This is a genomic window from Planococcus sp. TJ-302 (genome assembly GCF_058268455.1).
The window spans coordinates 32700-50270 of sequence record NZ_JBZDOI010000007.1 but is presented as its reverse complement, the minus strand read 5'-3'; the positions used below and the strand labels follow the sequence as shown (position 1 = coordinate 50270).

The window sequence follows — 17571 nt, the reverse complement described above, 5'->3', positions numbered from 1 at the left end:
CCACACCCGTTCCCATCCCGAACACGGCAGTTAAGCTCTTTTGCGCCGATGGTAGTTGGGGGTTTCCCCCTGTGAGAGTAGGACGTCGCTGGTCTAGAGAAAGAAAACCGTTGCCTTAACCGGCAACGGTTTTTTTGTGCGTCCGGACATCATCCGGGTAACTAAGTGCCTAACGGTCCGCTGCGTTAGTGTAAAATATGCGGATTCGATATAATGGACATATTACGAACCACAGAAGGATGAAACCTATGACACAGCGAAGACCTTTAGTTGATGCTTTGGTGAATTTTCAGCAGCAGCATCCGATTTCCTTTCACGTGCCGGGCCATAAGAACGGCACGCTTTCTGGACTTCCCGACGCGTTCAAGTCTGCGCTTGCATATGACTTTACGGAACTTACGGGTCTGGACGATCTCCATTATCCCGAAGAAGCGATAGATGAGGCACAGAAGCTCCTGGCAGAGGCTTATGGGGCACAACAGAGTTTTTTCCTGGTTAATGGATCGACCGTCGGCAATTTCGCGATGGTCTTTGCGGTATGCGAAAAAGGGGACATGCTCCTCGTACAGCGAAATTCGCATAAATCGGTATTCCATGCACTTGAATTGGCTGGCGTCGAGCCAGTTTATCTGGCCCCGGAATGGAACGCCGATTCCTTGTCAGCGGGCTCTCTGCGGCTGGAAGACGTGAAGAAAGCAGTAGAAGCCTATCCAAAGGCGAAAGCCCTTATGCTAGCGCATCCCGATTATTACGGCATGGCAGCGGCAGACCTGGGCGCGATCATCCTGTATTGCCATGGGAAAGGCATGCCAGTATTGGTTGACGAGGCGCATGGCGCCCATTTCCTGGCGGGTCAGCCTTTTCCAGAATCTGCGTTAACTCTCGGAGCTGATGCTGTCGTCCAGTCAGCCCATAAGACCTTGCCGGCAATGACGATGGGGTCATTTTTGCATGTGCAGGGGAACTTGGTGGCAAGCCGGAAAATCAAAAAGTATTTGCGGATGCTGCAGTCAAGCAGCCCTTCCTATCTCATAATGGCATCGCTTGACGATGCGCGGGCATACATCGAAAATTATTCGCAGCCCGACATGCGCAGCTTTTTAGAAAAACGTGAGCTATTTGTGGAAGCGCTAAAAAGCATTCCGCAGCTTGAAGTGTATGAACCTGACGATCCGCTGAAGTTGATGCTAAGGGTTGCGCACCACAGCGGATTTCAGCTGAAAGAGCAGCTTGAAGAAATGGACATCCACGCGGAATTGGCGGATCCGTACCAAGTGCTGCTGATTTTGCCTTTATTGAAACAAGTGCATTCGTATCCTTTTGCGGAAATACGGAGCCGTGTGAAAGAGGCGGTCCGGGCTGTACTGCAGGAAGAGCGGAAAACAGTAGGCATGGCAGTGCCAGAATTGCCGAAAATCAGCATACCGGATATGCCGTTCGGCGCTCTCGATATGGAAGAGACGGAATGGATTCCTTATGCAAAAGGGCTTGGACGGATTTCAGCGGAGATGGTTGTGCCTTATCCGCCCGGAATTCCACTGGTGCTGCCAGGAGAACGATGGACGCTTGATAAATTGGAAATCTTGGCTGATTATTTGGCAGCGAGCGCTCAAATTCAAGGTGAACACCGCCTTGAAGAAAAATTAATCTGTGTACTGACGGCTGAGAAAGGCCGCTAAACCTATAAATTCGGGTAAAGTAAGGTATATCGAAATTTCAACAGGTCAGGATGTGGGGAACATGATGGATAAGGATAAATACGCAATCGTCGATATCGGCTCCAATACAATGCGTCTGGTTATTTACACGCGTGACAAAAGCGGACGGCTGACAGAAACAGAAAACGTCAAAGCGGTGGCCCGCCTGCGCAGCTACCTGTCAGAATCAGGCAGTATGGAAGACGAAGGAATTGATGTACTGGTGGATACATTGAAAAGTTTCCAAGAAGTGACGAGGCACCATAATTTGGATGAAGTTAAATGCGTCGCGACAGCGGCCGTTCGGCAGGCCAATAACCAGCAGGACATAGTGGCGCGTGTCAAAAAAGAGACGGATTTCGACATTCGGGTGTTGTCTGAGTATGAAGAGGCCAATTACGGCTTTTTGGCTGTAGTCAACTCGACGCCGTTTGAAAGTGGAGTTACCGTGGATATCGGGGGAGGCAGTACAGAGCTGACGTTCTTTGATAACCGCAAATTAATTTATTTTTATAGTTTTCCGTTCGGCGCATTGTCGTTGAAAGAGCAGTTTGTCAAAGGCGATATGCCGACAGGGGATGAGCTTAAAAAGCTGCGTGCTTTTTTGAAAGAACAGTTCCAGACCTTGCCATGGCTGAAAGATAAAAAACTGCCGCTTATCGGCATCGGGGGAAGTGCGCGGAATATGGCGCAGGTCCATCAGGAATACATTGAATATCCGCTCGCAGGCGTCCATCAATACAAGATGTCAGCGGCCGACGTTAAAATGGTCAATAAGATGCTGCTGTCGATGGATTTTCAGGAGATCCAGCGCGTGGAAGGATTGTCGAAAGACCGTGCCGATATCATCATTCCGGCTATTGAAGTGTTTACGTACTTGATGGATTACATCAAGGCGGATGTGTTTGCTTTAAGCCGCAAGGGGCTGCGGGACGGCGTCTTCTACGAGCAGCTGACAAAAGATTTCGAGATGCCGATTTTCCCGAATGTCGTTGAGGAAAGTTTTTATGAGCTGGCCATCGATTACGACATCAATTTAAAGCATGCCTCGCAAGTTAGTACGAATGCGATGATGATGCTGCATGAACTGGAAAAGCACGGAATCGGTCCGATGAGCCAAAAAGATGAAAAGTTTATCCGGTTAGGCAGTTCGCTGTACAATCTCGGTTCTTATATCGATGCAGAAGCGAGCCATCAGCACACATTTTATCTGCTTGCGAATCGTACGATTGACGGATTATTGCATAAAGAACGCCTGACGGTAGCGCTGATCGCCTCGTTCAAGAACAAGGAACTCTTCAAGCGCAATGCAACGATTTACCAGGACTGGTTCGGGAAAGATGAGCTTTCGAAATACAGCTTGTTCGGCTCGATTGTCAAATTGGCCTATAGCTTGAATGCCACTAAACGTGACATCATCCAATCGATTTCCGTAGAGCCCGAAGGCGGCGATTTGGTATTCCAGATCCTATGTGACAACGATTGGGGACCGGAGCAATACCAGGCGGAAAAACAGAAGAAACATTTGGAAAAACAGCTGAAGAAATCCATTGAGCTAAAATTCATCCGGAAAAACTAGCCGTACCGCCCGGTCAGGATTGATTGGTGGGATGAACGATGGGAATTTCAAATAAAAGGTGGTGGAATTTGTGGGTACGACCAATAAACAGGCTGTCGACTTGAACGATCCTTCCTATTACAATAACCGCGAACTTAGCTGGTTGGCGTTCAATGAACGCGTGCTGCAAGAAGCGCTGGATGAGCGGAATCCTTTGCTGGAACGAATGAAATTTTTGGCGATTTTCAGTTCGAACCTTGATGAATTCTTCATGGTGCGTGTGGCAGGGCTGCAGGATCAAGTGAAGGTTGGATTCAACAAGCCGGAAAACAAGGCGGGCATGACGCCTCAGCATCAATTGAAGGACATCGCCAATACGACTCACCAGTTAGTGGATGTGCAATATGAGACATGGAACAATGTGCTGCTTCCGCAATTGAAGGAACAAGGAGTCAGGTTTCTGAAAATCGCTGAATTGAGTTCCAAAGAACTGAAAGATGCGGAAGCTTATTTTGACGAACAGATTTTCCCGGTGCTTACGCCTATGGCAATTGACGCTTACCGGCCATTCCCCATGCTGCTCAATAAAAGCATAAACTTGGCGATTGTGCTGAAAGACAATGACCATGAGGCGGAAATGCGCTTTAAAACCGCCATTGTCCAAATGCCTGCTGTATTGGACCGGCTGGTGATTTTGGGAGGGAAAGCGGGAAAAGAGCGCATCGTCTTGCTTGAAGACATCATCGGCCATTTCATCGGCAAGCTGTTTCACGGCTTTTCGGTTTTTTCCGTATCGGTATTCCGCATCACCCGCAACGCTGACATGGCCATTCATGAGGAAGGCGCGCGGGATTTGCTGAAAGAAATCGAGAAAGAGCTGCGGAAACGAAAATGGGGCGCTGCAGCGCGGCTTGAAATACAAAAAGAGGGCTTTGATCCGGAAGTGCTTGCCTACCTTATCGACGAACTGGAAATAGACCAAAAAGATGTCTATGAAGCCAAAGGACCAATCGATTTGACGCTGTTTTTTAATTTTTATAAGAAAATGGCTAAAACCCATGGCAAGCTTGTGTTTGAAAATCGGATATCCCAGCCTTCCCGCGACTTGGAGTCTGACGAAAACATTTTTGACAAAATAATGGAACAGGACATCTTTCTCCACCATCCGTACATATCGTTTGAACCGGTCGTGGAGTTTGTTTCCGGGGCTGCAGATGATCCGGACGTCTTGGCGATTAAGCAGACGCTGTACCGCGTCAGCGGGGATTCCCCAATCATCAAGGCGCTGAAAAGAGCGGCGGAAAACGGCAAGCAAGTGACCGTGCTTGTGGAGCTGAAAGCCCGCTTTGACGAGGAGAACAACGTCCAATGGGCGAAAGAGCTCGAACAGGCGGGCTGTCATGTCATTTACGGCATGACGCATTTGAAAACACATAGCAAAATCACCTTGGTGGTACGCAAGAAAAACGATCAAATCGAGCGCTTTGTACATCTAGGCACTGGCAATTACAACGATCAGACAGCGAAAGTCTATACCGATATGAGCTTGTTCACGTCAAAAAGAGAGTTTGGGGTCGATGCCACGAACTTCTTCAACTTTTTGAGCGGCTATACCGAAAAGCCGGAATTCCACCATTTATCGGTTGCGCCGTTCACAATACGAAAAGATTTTGTGCGCCTGATAGCGGAAGAAATCGATTACCACACTAAATACGGCAACGGCCGCATCATCCTGAAGATGAATTCATTGACGGATAAAACATTGATCAAGCGCTTGTACGAAGCTTCGATAGCAGGCGTCCAAATCGATTTGATCGTACGGGGCATCTGCTGCTTGCGCCCAGGGATCAAAGGCATCAGCGACAATATCCGTGTGCGCAGCATTGTGGGCCGTCTGCTCGAACATAGCAGGGTCTTTTATTTCTATCACAACGGCGAAGAAAAGACCTATTTGTCATCCGCGGATATGATGACGCGCAATATGGAAAACCGTATCGAAATTCTATTCCCTGTCTATGACGCCAAGATTAAAGCGGAAGTGAAGCACATCCTGATCATTTCTCTGAAAGACAATGTCAAAGCGCGTGAACAAGACAATAAAGGGCAATACCAGTACGTCAAACGCAAAGGCGGAGAAAAAGAGATCAACTCCCAGGTGATCCTATACAACGAAGCCTATCAAGTCGCGGAAGATGAAGAATAATGCTGGGGAAGGGCGCCTAATTGGCGCTTTTTTATTGCAGGCGGGCGAAAAAAAACGGCAATTGCTGTATAGTTGAAAGAGTTTAGAACAACAGGAAAACAGGTGAAGACAGAATGGGTTATTTGATCACACTGGAAGGCGGAGAAGGTTCCGGCAAAACCAGTATTTTAAAATTAATGGCGGACATTCTCGCACAGCAAGGGCATCCAATTGTCTGTACGCGGGAACCGGGCGGCATTGAAATTGCCGAACAGATCCGCCGGGTCATCCTTGACCGCAATAATTCAAGCATGGATCCGCGCACCGAAGCGCTGCTTTATGCAGCGGCGCGCCGCCAGCATCTTGTAGAAAAAGTCATACCGGCGCTGGAAGCCGGAAAAATCGTTTTATGCGACCGCTATATCGACAGCAGCCTCGCCTATCAAGGGTATGCTAGAGGCCTTGGCATCGAGGAAATCTATACGGTCAATAAGTTTGCCATCGATGACTACATGCCGGATTTGACGCTGTATTTTGACGTCGAACCGCAAGTGGGGCTAGCGCGGATTGAAAAAGATGCGGGGCGTGAAATCAATCGGCTGGATGTGGAATCGATGAAATTTCACGAAACCGTGCGGGAGGGCTATCAAATTCTGGTCGGCCAATATCCAGAGCGCATCCAGGTCATTGATGCCGGCAACAGCATCGGAAAAGTCCTCGAAGATGCCCTTGCCGTTGTAGCGGATTTTATGGGCAGCCGGAAGAACTGATAACACGCCGGAAAGATATACAGCGTAAGTATTTGTTCATGTTATAATAGAGAAAGTAGAAAACATTTCTTAAGGGAGTGAGTGCTGATGAAACTCGTCGTAGCAGTCGTGCAGGATCAAGATAGCAACCGTCTATCCAATGCGTTAACAAAAAATGATTTCCGGGCTACCAAACTTGCCAGTACGGGAGGTTTTTTACGCTCAGGAAATACGACTTTCCTAATTGGTGTCGATGACGGGCTCGTGCCGAAATTGATGGATTTGATCCGCGATAATTGCCGTGCGCGCGAGCAGATGGTAGCACCTGTTTCTCCGATGGGCGGCAACGCCGATTCGTATATTCCGTACCCGGTGGAAGTGGAAGTTGGCGGAGCGACGATTTTCGTCTTGCCAATCGAGCAATTCCATCATTTCTAAACTTTGCAACCACACATCACCGGCCCTTTTCAAGCCGGTTCATGACACGCCCGTGCTCCATTTGGAACACGGGATTTTTTACAACGTAAGGATGAAGGTGACATTGTGCAAAAAACGATAGAAGAGCTGCAAGAAATTCAGCCCGTGGTCATGAAGAGACTGCAAGGCGCTTTTGAAAAAGACCGCCTTGCCCATGCATTTCTTTTCGAAGGTCCCGCCGGCTCCGGCTTAACGGAAATTACACACTTTTTCGTCAAACTCCTGCTGTGCGAAACGCCTTCGCAAAATGTTCCATGTGAAACATGTCGAAGCTGCCATTTATATAATACAGGAAACCATCCGAACATCGTTTTCATCAAACCGGATGGCCAGAACATCAAAATCGACCAGATTCGTGAGTTGATTTTTAGCATGAATAAGACGGGCTTTAGTTCGGGCCGTAAAATATATGTCATCGAAGAAGCGGATCGCATGAACAACGCGTCCGCTAACGCACTGCTGAAATTTTTAGAGGAGCCGGAATTCAATGTGACGGCGATCCTACTGACTGAGCGGGTCAATGCCATCATGTCGACGATCCGTTCGCGCTGCCAGCTCGTGTCATTCCAGCCGTTATCGAGGCCGAAGCTGATTGAGCAATTGCTCGCAGGCGGAATGACGGGTTCAATGGCGGCGACGGTGAGTATGCTGACACAGAGCGAAGAAGAGGCCGTTGAGCTAAGCTTGGATGAAGCATTCATCCAGCAGCGCAAGACTGTGTTAAAATTAGTGGAAACCGTCAATGGCAATGTCCACGAAGCTCTTTTATTGCTGCAGTCGGAATGGCTTCCGCTGTTTAAGGAAAAAGAAGATGCCGAAAGAGGGCTGGACATGTTATTATTTGCATATCGGGACATCGCTTCGGCAAAAGCGGATCTTGAAACCGCTCGGACGTATCCGGATATGGAACAAACTTGGAAGCAGATGGCGCTTCAGCGTTCTTTTGCGGTATTGTCCAAGCAATTGCAGGCCATTTTATGGGCCAAGCAGCAATTGCCGCGCAATATGAATCGGACGCTGCTGATGGAGCAATTGATGCTGAATCTGCAGGAGGGGTAAGCGAGTGTATAATGTCATAGGTGTCCGCTTTAAAAAAGCGGGTAAAATATATTATTTTGACCCAGGTGAATTTGCGATTGAAAAAGACGATTACGTCATCGTTGAAACGGCTCGGGGAGTGGAATACGGCAAAGTGGTCGTACCGATGAAAGCAGTCGGGGAAAACGATGTGGTATTGCCGCTTAAGCAAGTGGTGCGCGTAGCAAGCGGCCGCGACCGCCAGCAAGTGGAAGAAAACCGCCTAGAAGCGGGGCGCGCTTTTGAAATGGGAACGGACAAGATTGAAGAGCATAAGCTGGACATGAAGCTCGTGGATGTTGAATATACATTCGACCGCAATAAAGTGATCTTTTACTTTACTGCTGAAGGGCGCGTCGATTTCCGCAACTTGGTGAAGGATTTAGCGTCGATTTTCCGGACGCGCATCGAGCTTCGCCAAATCGGCGTGCGCGATGAAGCGAAAATGCTTGGCGGCATCGGCCCTTGCGGACGCATGCTTTGCTGTTCGACATTCCTCGGCGATTTTGAGCCGGTGTCGATCAAAATGGCAAAAGACCAGAACTTGTCGCTGAACCCGTCCAAAATTTCGGGTCTATGCGGCAGGCTTATGTGCTGTTTGAAATACGAAAACGATGAATATGAATTAGCGAAAAAAGAAATGCCGGATGTCGGCAGCCGTGTGGGGACACCGGATGGCGACGGCCGCGTGGTCAGCATGAACATTTTGGAACGTGTATTGAAAGTTCGTCTGGCTGAGCAGGAACAGACACTTGAATACGCATTAAGTGAGATAATGGACCAAGGAACGAGAGCGTGAGGTGGTTTAAGTGAAAGATAAGAATTTTTTAGATACGGTCATGGAATTCGAGCAGCAATTGGAATCGATGCAAGAGCAGTTCCGGGAATTGAAATCGGTCGTGGCGCATACGATGGAAGAGCATCATGCGCTGCAGCTGGAAAATCATCACCTGCGTGCCCGTCTGGATGAACTTCATCAGGCGGTGCCGGAAGCTGTTGCAGATCCGGTGAAGTTGAAAAAAGCGGTCATGGATATCGGCGAAGGCTATGATAACCTGGCGCGCCTGTACCATGAAGGCTATCACGTCTGCAATGTACATTTCGGCAGCTCGAGAAAAGGCGACGATTGCCTGTTTTGTTTATCTTTTTTAAACAAGCAAAATTAAGGCTGGATTTGCTGAGCGCTTAAAGCACCAGCACGGCTGACCAATAAGAAAGGCTTCCGACACCTTGCGTGGCGGCAGCCTTTTGTTATGTAAGAGGAGTTGGAAAGATGTTATTGGACGACGAAAGGCTCGATTATTTATTGGCGGAAGATTTGCGGATTATTCAAAGCCCCTCGGTCTTTTCCTTTTCGCTTGATGCGGTGCTGCTGGCGCGGTTTGCGTATGTGCCGCTGAAGCGCGGGGCGATTGTGGATTTGTGCACTGGTAATGGGGCCATTCCGCTGTTTCTCAGTGCACGGACGGAAATGCCGATTATCGGGGTGGAGCTGCAGGAGCGCTTGGCCAATATGGCAAAGCGCAGCATCGACTATAACGGGCTCAGCCACCGGATCGACATCATCCAAGGCGACGTCAAAGAAATACCAGCGCAGTTGGGCATTGAAAAATTTGATGTAGTGACTTGCAACCCTCCGTATTTCCCGGCGCATGAAATGAGCGACAAGAACATCAGCGAGCATATGGCGATTGCGCGCCACGAACTGCACCTGACACTCGATGAATCGGTTGCTGCCGCGAGCAAGCTGCTGAAGCAGGGAGGCAAAGCGGCATTTGTCCACCGTGCGGGGCGTCTTATTGACATCATCACAGCAATGCGCGCCAATCGGCTGGAGCCGAAGCGGGTTCGGCTGGTTTACCCGAAAGCCGGAAAAGAGGCGAATACGCTACTGATTGAAGGCATTAAAGACGGCAAGCCGGATTTGAAAATTCTGCCGCCGCTGATTGTCTACGGCGATGATGGGGAATACACAGAAGAAGTGAGAGCGTTGCTATATGGAAGCCAATAAGCATTATTTTTACGTGCTGGAATGCGCGGATGGTTCCTATTACGCCGGGTACACCAACGATTTGGAGAAGCGCCTGGAAGCCCACAATTCGGGCAAAGGCGCAAAATACACACGGGCGAGAGGGCCTGCTGCTTTGATTTACCAGGAGCAGTTTGAAACGAAGCCGGCCGCGATGAAAGCGGAGTATGCATTCAAGCAATTGCCGAAACCGAAAAAAATCCGCTATATCGCGGACAGAAAGGAAGACGGCCAATGAAATCGCAAAAAAGTTTCCAGGAAGACCAAGCGACCTTGTATCTCGTAGCGACGCCGATCGGCAATCTGGAAGATATGACCGTGCGTGCTATCCGGATTTTGAACGAAGTCGCAGTTATCGCGGCGGAAGATACACGCAATACAAAAAACCTCTGCAATTATTTCGATATCCAGACAAAGCTCGTCAGCTACCACGAACACAACCAGGAAAGCGGCGGCTATAAGATCCTGTCGTACTTGCGGGAAGGGAAGTCGGTGGCATTGGTCAGCGACGCTGGCATGCCATGCATTTCAGACCCCGGAGAAGACATCGTCAAGCGTGTACTTGAGGAAGATTACCCGGTCGTGCCGGTACCGGGTGCAAATGCAGCACTCAGTGCGTTGATTGCTTCCGGCATTGCGCCCCAGCCGTTTCTGTTCTACGGATTCTTGTCCCGCGGAAAAAAAGACCGCCTCACTGAATTAGAGGCATTGAATCAGAAATCGGAGACCCTGATTTTCTATGAAGCGCCGCACCGCTTGAAAGACAGTTTGAAGAGCATGCAAAAAGCATTTGGCGATGAACGGCGAATCGTGCTGGCACGCGAAGTGACGAAGAAATTCGAAGAATTCCTGCGCGGCACGGTCGGCGAAGCGGTGGAATGGGCGGATGAAAATACAGTCCGCGGTGAATTTTGCGTCGTTGTCGAAGGCAATGCTGAGCCTGATGTGGTGGAAACTGAGAAATGGTGGACGCATCTGCCGATTGCGGAGCATGTTGCCGAAGTGATGGAGAAAAAGGATGTCTCATCGAAAGAAGCGATCAAAGAAGTGTCAGTTGAGCGGGGCCTCTCCAAAAGGGAAGTGTACCAAGCGTATCACATATGAAAAAACCGGAGTGCACAGGCACTCCGGTTTTTTACGATAATAGCTGGGTTTTATTTTTTTAAGTGGCCTTGAATTTCTTTGACAAGCATTTCTGCGCCTTCAGGGCTTAAAATCAATTTTCCGCCTACAAGTTGCATGTTTTCATCTGACACTTCGCCAGTAACTGCACAAGTCATATTCGGCAAATACTTTTTCAAAATAATTTTATCGTCATCTACATAAATCTCCAAAGCGTCTTTTTCAGCGATTCCTAGCGTGCGTCGCAATTCGATTGGAATTACCACTCGTCCTAGTTCGTCTACTTTACGTACAATACCTGTTGATTTCATATCATTCTCTCCCCTCAAATTTGTCGGATGTTTTCGCCAAAATTCGACAATTACCACTTCCTGTCATAAATCATACCAAGTAATGGCAATTGGGTCAATAAAAAACTATCGCTCTCATAATAAATTTTACAAAAATGTGACGCTAAATTGATAAAAATACTTTTTATCTACTATTAATTTCCAAAATAACTAAATTTGCTCTTTATTTAACAGAAAAATAAATAATCTGAAATATGAGATATTGTCGAATTGACATTCTGATATGAAATATTGTACAAAATTGGCTCTTTCGTTAAAATAAGAACTATACCAAAAAACTGGAGGAATTTTTCGTGACTGCTAAAAACAATACTTTTTATATAACGACCCCGATTTATTATCCAAGCGGAAAATTCCACATCGGTACGGCTTATACAACCGTCGCTTCTGATGCAATGGCTCGCTATAAACGCTTGAAAGGTTTCGATGTCCGGTTTCTTACAGGAATGGATGAACATGGCCAGAAGATTGAGGAGAAGGCAAAGGAAGCCGGCAAAGCGCCTCAGGCTTATGTTGACGAAATGGCGGAAGCTGCAAAAAAAGTATGGTCAATCATGGACATCAGCTATGATGACTTTATCTGCACGACCGAAGAGCGCCATAAAAAAAGCGTCGAAAAAATCTTCCAAACGTTCTTGGACAACGGCGACATCTATAAAGGGGAATATGAAGGCTGGTATTGTACGCCGTGCGAGTCTTTCTATACAGAAGCTCAGCTTGTCGACGGCAATTGTCCGGATTGCGGGCGCCCGGTCCATAAAGTGAAAGAAGAATCGTATTTCTTCAATATGAAGAAGTATGCAGGCCGTTTGCTGGATTATTATGAAAACCATGCAGAATTCATCGAACCGGAATCGCGCAAAAATGAAATGATCAATAATTTCATCAAGCCGGGCCTTGAAGATCTATCGGTATCCCGCACGTCGTTCGACTGGGGCATTCCGGTTCCTGGAGATCCGAAGCACGTTATCTATGTGTGGGTCGATGCGCTATCGAATTACATTACGGCGCTTGGCTACGGTTCCGAAGATGACACGCTGTTCAATAAATACTGGCCGGCAGATGTCCACGTGGTCGGCAAAGACATCGTCCGTTTCCATACAATTTATTGGCCGATTTTCTTGATGGCACTTGATCTTCCATTGCCGAAGAAAGTTTTTGCCCATGGTTTTATCATGATGAAAGACGGCAAAATGTCGAAATCAAAAGGCAATGTCGTATATCCGGAAATGCTTGTGGAGCGTTACGGTTTGGACGCGACGCGTTATTTCCTCTTGCGTGAGCTGCCATTTGGTTCGGACGGCGTGTTCTCGCCGGAATCATTTGTGGAACGCACAAACTACGATTTGGCGAACGATCTCGGAAACTTGTTGAACCGCACCGTCTCGATGATCAATAAATACTTCGACGGCGAAGTGCCGCAAATTAAAGGGCATGTCACTGAATTTGATGCAACGCTTCAGCAAGTGGCGAAGCGCACGGTCGGCGTCTACGAAGAACATATGGAAAAAATGCAGTTCAGCATCGTGCTAAGCGAAGTGTGGACATTGATTTCGCGCACCAATAAATATATAGATGAAACGCAGCCGTGGGTTTTGGCGAAAGATGAAAGTTTGAAAGCGGAATTGGCTTCTTCGATGGCTCATTTGGCGGAGAGCCTGCGCATGGCAGCCGTTATGCTGCAGCCGTTCCTGCCGAACGCACCGAAGCAGATTGCAGAGCAGCTTGGTTTGTCCCAAGACGCGCTAGCATGGGAGACATTGGAGCATTTCGGCTTTATCCCCGAAGGCATCAAAGTTGTTTCCAAAGGGACGCCGATTTTCCCGCGCCTTGAAGTAGAGCCGGAAGTGGCGTATATCCGCGATCAAATGCGCGGGGATATAACACCTGCAGAACCGGAGCAAGCAGCAGAAGAACTGCCGGAGCAAGAGCCGGAGATCAGCATTGATGACTTTATGAAAGTGGATCTTCGCGCAGCGACGGTAATCGCTTGTGAAGCGGTGCCGAAAACGTCGAAATTGCTGAAATTGCAGCTCGATATGGGGTATGAACAACGCCAAGTGGTGTCGGGCATTGCCGAGCATTACAAACCGGCCGAATTGGTCGGCAAAAAAGTGGTGGTGGTCGCTAATTTGAAGCCGGTGAAATTGCGCGGCGAATTGTCTCAAGGGATGATTTTAGCAGGTCAAAAAGACGGGTTCTTAACGCTGGCGGCAGTGGATGAAAACCTGCCAAATGGCGCGAAAATAAAATAAACATTATATTGGTTGCTCTTCTTTTTACTAGGAGAGCGCCTTTTTTATTTGTATTTTATTAGGCGAATATTAGTAAAATGATATATAAAAAACATGTTTTGTTATACAAATGTAATGTTGGTGTGAAGAAAGACACGGAAAAAACAATTAAAATAAGGTTTAATGTGAGGAGAATGCTTGATGTTCGTTGATACCCATGTACATTTGAATGCAGACCAATATGATGAGGATTTACAAGAAGTCATCGATAGAGCTTTAGAAAATAATGTTACTAAAATGATTGTGATTGGGTTTGATCGCAAGACGATCGAACGAGCCATAACGCTTGCTGAGCAATACGATTTTATATATGCAGTTGTCGGCTGGCATCCAGTTGACGCAATCGACTGCACCGAAGAAGATTTGCGCTGGATCGAAGAGCTGGCGGCACACGGCAAGGTTGTCGGAATCGGAGAGACTGGCCTGGATTACCATTGGGACAAATCACCGAGAGACATTCAGCAAGAAGTGTTCCGAAAGCAGATTCGCCTCGCGAAAAAAGTGAAGTTGCCGATTATCATACATAATCGAGAAGCTACGGAAGATGTACTCCGGATATTGAAAGAAGAAGGCGCCGAAGAAGTCGGAGGCGTTATGCATTGTTTCGGAGGCAGCGTAGAAACTGCGCGTGAAAGCATTGCAATGAACTTTATGATCTCGCTCGGAGGGCCGGTAACGTTCAAGAACGCTAAAAAGCCGAAAGAAGTGGCGGAAGCGATTTCTTTGGACCATCTGCTGATTGAAACAGATGCGCCTTATCTGGCTCCCCATCCATATCGCGGAAAACGCAATGAACCATCTTATGTCCCACTTGTCGCGGAAGAAATCGCTCGGCTGAAAGGCATTTCAATTGAAGAAGTGGCAGCCGCCACAACCAAAAATGCCGAACAGTTTTTCAAACTGGCATAGAAAATCATCCAAGAGGTTCAGAATTGCTTGGATTTGCGCCTTGAATTCGGGTCTTTACAATCACTCAAGTGAAAGAGGAGGAGTTATTTTTGACGAAGTCATCAACTAATGGGAAGTCTGTAAATGCGCTAAAGGGTAAATCAATTGTTGTCGCCATTGCTACGGTTTTGATGTTTGCAGCTGTTTTAACGTTCGCGATTTATGAAGGAACTAAAAACACGGTGTCCATCACGGCTAATGGTGAAACGACAGAAGTGAAGACCCACGCAGAAACAGTTGGGGCATTCCTGAAAGAGCAGGAAATCAAAGTTTCCGAACATGATTATTTGAGCCATACTGCCGATACGGCAATTGAGAAAGATATCGCGCTCGAATTTGAGCAGGCGAAAGAATACACAGTAAATGTTGATGGCAAAAAAGCTGCGGCATGGACAACAAACAATACCGTAAGAGAGATCTTGAAGAAAGCGGCTATTGAAATTACCGAACATGATAAAGTGTCACCTGAATTAGATGAAGAAATAGATGCGGATACAGCTGTTTCTGTAGAAAAAGCTTACGAGGTTACAGTCCTTGATGGTTTGGAAGAGAAAAAAGTATGGTCCACTTCGACTACTGTCGCTGACTTTTTAAAGCAAAACAAGATTTCTTTAAGCGAACTTGATCGAGTTGAAAACGGAATGGATGAAATGGTTCTTCCGAATTCAGAAGTTAAAGTTGTTCGTGTAGAAAAGGTCACCGATGTAGTTGAGGATTCTGTAAAGTTTGCTGTTGAATCGAAGAAAGATTCTTCAATTCTTAAAGGCAAAGAAAAAGTTGTCCAAAAAGGCCAAAACGGCGTTGTTTCAAAAACTTATGAAGTGATCAAAGAAAACGGCAAAGAAGTAAAACGTGAACTTAAAAACAAAAAAATAGTAAAAGAGCCGAAAAAACAGCTGACGGCTGTCGGCACTAAAGTTATTGTTGCAAGCGTGTCGCGTGGAGCAAGAACAAAAGCTGAGGCGCCAGCGCCAAAAGCAGCGGCGCCAGCGCCAAAAGCAGCGGCGCCAAAAGTAGCGGCACCAAAAGCTGCTGCACCAAAAGCATCCGCGCCAAAAACAGCGGCACCAAAAGCGGCAGCACCGAAAACAGCTTCAGTAGCAGCTTCAGCACCTGCTGAGCCGGCTGGCAGAACTTTGATCGTGTCTGCAACAGCTTATACAGCTAGCTGCACAGGATGCTCGGGCATTACAGCTACAGGCATCAACTTGAAAGCGAACCCTGGATTGAAAGTCATCGCTGTAGACCCTAACGTAATTCCCCTAGGCTCTAAAGTGTATGTGGAAGGCTACGGCTATGCTGTCGCTGGAGACACAGGCGGCGCAATCAAAGGAAATAAAATCGATTTGTTCATGGCGAAGCAATCTTCGGCAATCGCCTTCGGACGCCAACAAGTAAAAGTAACAGTTTTAAATTAATTCAAAAACACCAAAGGCTTTCCCGGGTGCTCCCCGGGAAAGCCTTTTACATGTTTAGCAGCGCAGGTGTAAAATAGAAGGAAACTTCAGTGGAAAGCCTCTTGCCGGGAAATCGGAAGGTGGCGAAATACGATGCTTGAAATGAGGAAAATAGATGAAGATCAAAGAAATAATCGTGGTGGAAGGCAAAGATGATACAGTAGCTGTCAAAAGGGCAGTGCATGCCGACACCATTGAGACGAACGGTTCGGCCATTTCGAAATCGACGCTTGAGCAAATTGCGCATGCCCAGAAAAAACGGGGAGTCATTGTTTTTACCGATCCGGATTATCCGGGCCGTCGGATCCGTGCTATTATTGAAGAACATGTGCCGGCGGTCAAGCATGCTTTTTTAGCGAAAGAAAAGACCATAGCGAAAAATGGCAAAGGTCTTGGCATCGAGCATGCAGCGGATGAAGACATCCGCGAAGCCTTGTCAGCGGTCTACACAACGATTCAAAATGGCGAAGCACCGGAAATCACCATGGAAGATTTGATTGAAGCGGCGCTGGTTGCGCACCCGCGTGCTAAAATGCGGAGAACACAGCTCGGGGAGATGCTGCAGATTGGCTATACCAATGGCAAGCAGCTGCAGAAAAGGCTCCACATGTTCGGCATCACGAAACAGCAATTCATCGAAGCGGTAATCGCTTTAAACCAGGAGGAACACGAATGAACAAAGATATAGCAACACCGATCCGTACCCAGCAAATAATGGCCAAGCATGGTTTGACTGTCAAAAAGAGCCTGGGGCAGAATTTTTTGATCGATCCTAATATCCTGCGCAATATTGTCGGCAAAGCGGAGCTGACGAAAGAATCGGCGGCTATTGAAATCGGCCCAGGCATCGGCGCGCTAACGGAACATTTAGCGCGTGCCGCAGGCAAAGTCCTGGCGTTTGAAATCGATCAACGGCTCTTGCCAGTTCTGGAGGATACGCTATCGCCTTACGATAACATCTCCATCATCCATTCCGACATCCTTAAAGCTGATGTGGAAGCGGCCATAGAGAAAGAGCTGGCGGGTTATAAAGACATCGTGGTGGTAGCCAATCTGCCTTATTACGTGACGACGCCGATCATTATGAAATTATTGCTGGAAAAATTGCCGATCCGCGGCTTGGTGGTCATGCTTCAAAAAGAAGTCGCTGAACGCATAACGGCAAAGCCAGGAACAAAAGCGTACGGTTCGCTGTCGATTGCCATCCAATACTATACCGATGCGGAAATGGCGCTGACTGTACCGAAAACGGTGTTCATGCCACAGCCTAACGTAGACTCTGCTGTCATTCGTATGGCGAAGCTGCCTGAGCCCCGCGTGAAAGTCATCGATGAGGATTTTTTCTTCACCGTAACGCGAGGATCATTTGTCCAGCGCCGCAAAACCATTTTAAACAACCTTCAAAGCGCTATGCCAAATGGCAAAGAAAAGAAAGAGCTGGTTTTAAAAGCGTTGGAAGAGGCAGGAATCGAGCCTTCACGCCGCGGAGAGACATTATCGATTGCGGAATTTGGGCTGTTGGCGGATAAATTGTATCCTTATTTCGCGCAATAAGGGAGAATCTGTTACAAAAATGGCACATATAACCCGTTTTTTGAGATATTTCGGATAAAAAAATATTGACATTATCA

At 47.6% G+C, this 17571-nt stretch carries 17 protein-coding genes and 1 rRNA gene; 17 read left to right on the top strand and 1 reads right to left on the bottom strand.

The window, feature by feature from the left end; genetic code table 11:
- From rrf to rsmI, 12 genes are all read left to right on the top strand, one after another.
- A 5S ribosomal RNA gene (gene rrf / locus AC4EHB_RS16945) occupies positions 1-94 on the top strand; the annotation flags it as partial.
- Between the two features lie 154 nt (positions 95-248).
- Positions 249-1679 carry an aminotransferase class I/II-fold pyridoxal phosphate-dependent enzyme gene (locus AC4EHB_RS16940; RefSeq protein ID WP_490982099.1) on the top strand — a complete coding sequence of 477 codons (1431 nt, stop codon included), beginning with the start codon at positions 249-251 and terminating at the stop codon, positions 1677-1679.
- Positions 1680-1743: 64 nt separating this feature from the next.
- Positions 1744-3276 carry an exopolyphosphatase gene (gene ppx, locus AC4EHB_RS16935; protein ID WP_490982101.1) on the top strand — a complete coding sequence of 511 codons (1533 nt, stop codon included), beginning with the start codon at positions 1744-1746 and terminating at the stop codon, positions 3274-3276.
- Between the two features lie 70 nt (positions 3277-3346).
- A complete protein-coding gene (locus tag AC4EHB_RS16930; protein ID WP_490982098.1) occupies positions 3347-5458 on the top strand; it encodes an RNA degradosome polyphosphate kinase in 2112 nt (703 codons plus the stop codon).
- Positions 5459-5571: 113 nt separating this feature from the next.
- Positions 5572-6207, top strand: coding sequence for a dTMP kinase (gene tmk, locus AC4EHB_RS16925; RefSeq protein ID WP_490982097.1), 636 nt, complete (start codon positions 5572-5574; stop codon positions 6205-6207).
- Between the two features lie 87 nt (positions 6208-6294).
- Positions 6295-6624, top strand: coding sequence for a cyclic di-AMP receptor DarA (darA, locus tag AC4EHB_RS16920; RefSeq protein WP_135502387.1), 330 nt, complete (start codon positions 6295-6297; stop codon positions 6622-6624).
- A gap of 105 nt (positions 6625-6729) precedes the next feature.
- Positions 6730-7722, top strand: a complete 993-nt coding sequence (gene holB / locus AC4EHB_RS16915; RefSeq protein WP_490976704.1) for a DNA polymerase III subunit delta' — start codon at positions 6730-6732, stop codon at positions 7720-7722.
- A 4-nt stretch (positions 7723-7726) separates the two neighbouring features.
- Positions 7727-8539 (top strand): PSP1 domain-containing protein, encoded by an 813-nt coding sequence (locus AC4EHB_RS16910; RefSeq protein ID WP_490976705.1) that lies wholly within the window; start codon positions 7727-7729, stop codon positions 8537-8539.
- Between the two features lie 10 nt (positions 8540-8549).
- Positions 8550-8906, top strand: coding sequence for a DNA replication initiation control protein YabA (gene yabA / locus AC4EHB_RS16905; protein WP_416143808.1), 357 nt, complete (start codon positions 8550-8552; stop codon positions 8904-8906).
- A gap of 107 nt (positions 8907-9013) precedes the next feature.
- Complete coding sequence (locus AC4EHB_RS16900) at positions 9014-9751, top strand: tRNA1(Val) (adenine(37)-N6)-methyltransferase (RefSeq protein WP_490976706.1); 738 nt, start codon at positions 9014-9016, stop codon at positions 9749-9751.
- Entirely contained in the window at positions 9738-10007 is a 270-nt protein-coding gene (locus AC4EHB_RS16895) for a GIY-YIG nuclease family protein (RefSeq protein ID WP_490982096.1), read from the top strand. The genes AC4EHB_RS16900 and AC4EHB_RS16895 overlap by 14 nt, the downstream gene beginning before the upstream one ends.
- Positions 10004-10873, top strand: coding sequence for a 16S rRNA (cytidine(1402)-2'-O)-methyltransferase (gene rsmI, locus AC4EHB_RS16890; RefSeq protein ID WP_490976708.1), 870 nt, complete (start codon positions 10004-10006; stop codon positions 10871-10873). Before AC4EHB_RS16895 ends, rsmI begins: the two co-directional genes overlap by 4 nt.
- Before the next feature lie 50 nt (positions 10874-10923).
- Here rsmI and abrB read toward each other — a convergent pair whose 3' ends face one another.
- A complete protein-coding gene (gene abrB, locus AC4EHB_RS16885; RefSeq protein ID WP_135502400.1) occupies positions 10924-11202 on the bottom strand; it encodes a transition state genes transcriptional regulator AbrB in 279 nt (92 codons plus the stop codon).
- 332 nt (positions 11203-11534) lie between these two features.
- Between abrB and metG the strand changes: the two genes are divergently transcribed.
- The 5 genes from metG to rsmA all read left to right on the top strand — a co-directional run bounded on the left by metG (position 11535) and on the right by rsmA (position 17494).
- Positions 11535-13496: a methionine--tRNA ligase gene (gene metG / locus AC4EHB_RS16880; RefSeq protein ID WP_490982095.1), complete on the top strand. Its 1962-nt coding sequence runs from the start codon at positions 11535-11537 to the stop codon at positions 13494-13496.
- A 180-nt stretch (positions 13497-13676) separates the two neighbouring features.
- Positions 13677-14444, top strand: coding sequence for a TatD family hydrolase (locus AC4EHB_RS16875; protein ID WP_490976710.1), 768 nt, complete (start codon positions 13677-13679; stop codon positions 14442-14444).
- A gap of 89 nt (positions 14445-14533) precedes the next feature.
- Positions 14534-15901: a ubiquitin-like domain-containing protein gene (locus AC4EHB_RS16870; protein ID WP_490982094.1), complete on the top strand. Its 1368-nt coding sequence runs from the start codon at positions 14534-14536 to the stop codon at positions 15899-15901.
- A 154-nt stretch (positions 15902-16055) separates the two neighbouring features.
- Complete coding sequence (gene rnmV / locus AC4EHB_RS16865; protein ID WP_490976712.1) at positions 16056-16616, top strand: ribonuclease M5; 561 nt, start codon at positions 16056-16058, stop codon at positions 16614-16616.
- The gene (gene rsmA, locus AC4EHB_RS16860; RefSeq protein ID WP_490976713.1) at positions 16613-17494 is read left to right on the top strand and encodes a 16S rRNA (adenine(1518)-N(6)/adenine(1519)-N(6))-dimethyltransferase RsmA; all 882 of its coding nucleotides are present in this window, start codon (positions 16613-16615) and stop codon (positions 17492-17494) included. The genes rnmV and rsmA overlap by 4 nt, the downstream gene beginning before the upstream one ends.
- Positions 17495-17571 lie beyond the last annotated feature (77 nt).